At 69.3% G+C, this 3,847-nt stretch carries 2 protein-coding genes; both read left to right on the top strand.

What is annotated here, in order from left to right:
* Positions 1-2,972, top strand: a 2,972-nt coding sequence (gene putA / locus ACFDSW_RS15810) for a bifunctional proline dehydrogenase/L-glutamate gamma-semialdehyde dehydrogenase PutA (RefSeq protein WP_375251223.1), incomplete at its 5' end; no start/stop codon positions are given.
* A 74-nt stretch (positions 2,973-3,046) separates the two neighbouring features.
* On the top strand, positions 3,047-3,847 hold an 801-nt coding region (locus ACFDSW_RS15805), incomplete at its 3' end, for a HAMP domain-containing protein (RefSeq protein WP_375251222.1).

Genomic DNA, 3,847 nt, shown 5'->3' with positions numbered 1-3,847 from the left:
GCGAGGCGGCGACGACCGCCGCCGATGCCGACCGCTATTATCGCGACTATGAGCAGGCGGTGCGGGCGATCGGCGCCGCGGCGGCCGGGCGGGGCATCTATGCCGGACCGGGGATCTCGATCAAATTGTCCGCGCTGCACCCGCGCTACGTTCGCGCGCAGGCCGATCGCGTGATGAGCGAACTGCTGCCACGGGTGAAGGCGCTGGCGGTACTGGCGAAAAACCACGACATCGGCCTCAACATCGACGCGGAGGAGGCGGACCGCCTCGAACTGTCACTGGACCTGCTGGAGACGCTGGCGTTCGATCCCGCGCTGGCGGGATGGGACGGGCTGGGTTTCGTCGTTCAGGCCTATGGCAAGCGCTGTCCGCTCGTGATCGACTGGATCGTCGATCTGGCGCGCCGCGCCGGGCGGCGGATCATGGTCCGGCTGGTGAAAGGCGCTTACTGGGACGCCGAGATCAAGCGCGCGCAGGTCGACGGGCTTGCCGACTTTCCGGTCTACACGCGCAAGATCCACACCGACGTGGCCTATGTCGCCTGCGCGCGGAAGCTGCTGGCGGCGCGCGACGCGGTCTTTCCGCAGTTCGCGACGCACAATGCGCAGACGCTGGCGACGATCTACCATCTCGCCGGTCCCGATTTCGCGATGGGCGACTACGAGTTCCAGTGCCTCCACGGCATGGGCGAACCGCTGTACGATGAGGTCGTCGGCGAGGAGAAGTTGGGGCGGCCGTGCCGAATCTACGCGCCGGTGGGCACGCATGAGACGCTGCTCGCCTATCTCGTCCGTCGATTGCTGGAGAATGGCGCCAATTCCTCGTTCGTGAACAGGATTGCTGATCCCGAAGTGCCGATCGTCGAATTGGTCGCCGATCCGGTCGCGGCGGTGCGCGCGATGGCGCAGCCGGGACAGAAGAACCCGCACATCGCGCTGCCCCGCGATCTGTATGGGGCCCGGATCAATTCGGCCGGACTGGATCTCAGCGATGAAGGCGTACTGGCGATGCTGGGCGACCGGCTGGCCGAGGCGGGCCCCTGGGAGGCCGGCGATGAAGGGGATGCGCGCGCGGTGCTCAACCCCGCCGACCATCGCGACCGGGTCGGCATCGTGCGTGAGATGGATGCCGACCAGGCCCGCGCTTCTGCTGCCGCAGCCGCCGCTGCCGCGCCGGACTGGGCGATGGTGCCGCCGATCGAGCGCGCCGCGATACTGGAGCGTGCCGCCGACCTGATGCAGCAGCGCATGCCCGAATTGCTGGCGCTGATCGTGCGCGAGGCGGGCAAGTCGTTGCCCAATGCGATCGCGGAGGTGCGCGAGGCGATCGATTTCCTGCGTTATTATGCCGAACAGGCGCGCACCACGCTGCAGGCGGACGCAGCCGGGCTGGGCGTCGTCACCTGCATCAGCCCGTGGAACTTCCCGCTGGCGATCTTCACCGGCCAGATCGCGGCGGCGCTGGTCGCGGGCAATGCGGTGCTCGCCAAACCGGCGGAGGAAACGCCGCTGATCGCTGCGCAGGGGGTTGCGATCCTTCATGAGGCGGGGATTCCGGCGGCGGTGCTGCGGCTGGTGACGGGTGATGGCGCGATCGGCGCCGCGCTGGTCGCCGCGCCGGAGACGGCGGCGGTGATGTTCACCGGCTCGACAGAGGTGGCGCGGCTGATCCAGAAAACGCTCGCCACCCGCCTGTCGCCGTGCGGCGCACCGATCCCGCTGATCGCGGAAACGGGCGGACAGAATGCGATGATCGTCGACAGTTCCGCGCTTGCGGAGCAAGTGGTCGCGGACGTGATCGCCTCCGCTTTCGACAGCGCGGGCCAGCGGTGCTCCGCGCTGCGCGTGCTGTGCCTGCAGGAGGAGGTCGCGGATCGCATTCTCTCGATGATCAAGGGCGCGCTGCACGAATTGTCGATCGGCCGCACCGACCGGCTGGCCACCGATATCGGGCCGGTCATCACCGCCGAGGCGAAGGCGACGATCGAGCGCCATATCGCCGCGATGCGCGCCAAGGGGCGCCGGGTGGAGCAACCGGCGCTGTCGGGCGACGTCGCGCACGGCACGTTCGTCGCGCCGACGATCATCGAACTGCCCGATCTGGCCGATCTGGAGCGGGAGGTGTTCGGCCCCGTCCTGCACGTCGTGCGTTTCCGCCGCGCCGGGCTGGACCGGCTGATCGACCGGATCAACGCGACCGGCTACGGCCTGACCTTCGGGCTGCACACCCGTCTCGACGAGACGATCGCCCATGTCACCAGCCGGGTGAAGGCGGGCAATCTGTACATCAATCGCAACGTCATCGGCGCGGTCGTCGGCGTGCAGCCGTTTGGCGGTCGCGGCCTTTCGGGCACGGGGCCGAAGGCCGGCGGGCCGCTGTATCTCGGCCGCCTGACCGCGCGCGCACCGCTGCCGCCCGCGATCGCGTCCGACCACGCCGATCCGGCGGCCCGCGATCTGGCGCTGTGGCTGGAGGAGCGTGGCGAGGCCACCGCTGCGCAGTCGGTACGCGCCTCGATCGCGGCGTCGCTGCTGGGGGCGGAGGTGGAGCTGCCCGGTCCGGTCGGGGAACGCAACCTATATGCCCTGCATCCGCGTGGGCGCGTGCTGCTGCTGCCGCTGACCCGCGCGGGGCTGTTCGAGCAGCTCGGTGCGGCGCTGGCCGGCGGCAATGAGGTGATCGTCGGCGAGGGCGAGGTGCCCGCGGATCTGCCGGCCAGCGTGCTGCATCGCCTCCATCCCGCCACCGACTGGCGCGCTGAGGGCCCCTATGCGGGGGCATTGATCGAGGGCGGGCGCGACGCGGTCGGCGCCGCGCTGCGGGCGTTGGCGGAATTGCCCGGTCCGATCGTGCTGCCGCAAGCCGGCAGCGCTGGCTATCGCCTAGACTGGCTGGTCGAGGAGGTATCGACCTCGATCAACACCACCGCGGCGGGTGGCAACGCGAGCCTGATGGTGCTGCCCGTCAGCTAAGGCAAACTTTGGTACGGTTCTGCACGACCCGCGGCAAGCTGTTGGTAAGCGTTGCTGGCCTATGGCATGCGGTTATGTTGCCGCGCTCCATCTCCACCCGCGTCCTGCTGGCGTTCGGAACGGTGTTCCTCCTGGCGTTGGGATTGCTGGCGATCGGACTGATCGCCGCGCATGACGTGAATGTCGAAAGCCAGCAGATGAAGCGGCTCGCGACCATGTTGCGCACCGAGGAGGAGCATGACCGGCTGCAACAGCGATTGCGGCTTGGGATCGGCGACGTCACGCGCCGCGCGGAGGCGGGGCGCCCGATCGCCGCCGCGTCGCTGACGGGCCTTCTCAGCATGTTGGCCACGTTTGACCGGCAGGCCGTCGCATCGCCGTCGTTCGTGTCGCCGGATCTGGCGATGTTGCTGCAGGAGCAGGCCGCAGCGGCGCATCAATTCGTGCTCACCGGGCGCGCGCTGGTTCGGATCGCGCCGCGCGAGCCGGCGGCGATCGCCGCCAGGATGCCGGGCTTCCTTACCGCGCTGCGACGGCTGGAGCGGGCGCGCTCGAACGTCCGCCTGCGCCTGGTGCGTGATGTGGACGCGGCGATGCTGCGGCATTCCGGCCAGGTATCGGCCGCATCGTTGCGTATCCTGCTGGGCAGCGCCGGATTGCTGACTATCCTGATGGTGCTGATCGTCTGGCTGCGCCGCCAAGTGATCGAACCCATCGTGCGCATCGCTGACCGGCTGCGACAGTTCAATGCCGGGCACGACGGTGTCGCCGACGTGCCCGGCCTTTCCCGGCGGGACGAGTTGGGCGATCTGGCGCGCGGGCTGAACGAATATCGCCGCGCGATGCAGCAACGCCGGCAGGCCGAGCGGCGCGCC

Source organism: Sphingomonas sp., from assembly GCF_042091075.1.
Classification (GTDB): Bacteria; Pseudomonadota; Alphaproteobacteria; order Sphingomonadales; family Sphingomonadaceae; genus Sphingomonas.
This window is presented reverse-complemented; position numbering and strand designations above follow the sequence as displayed.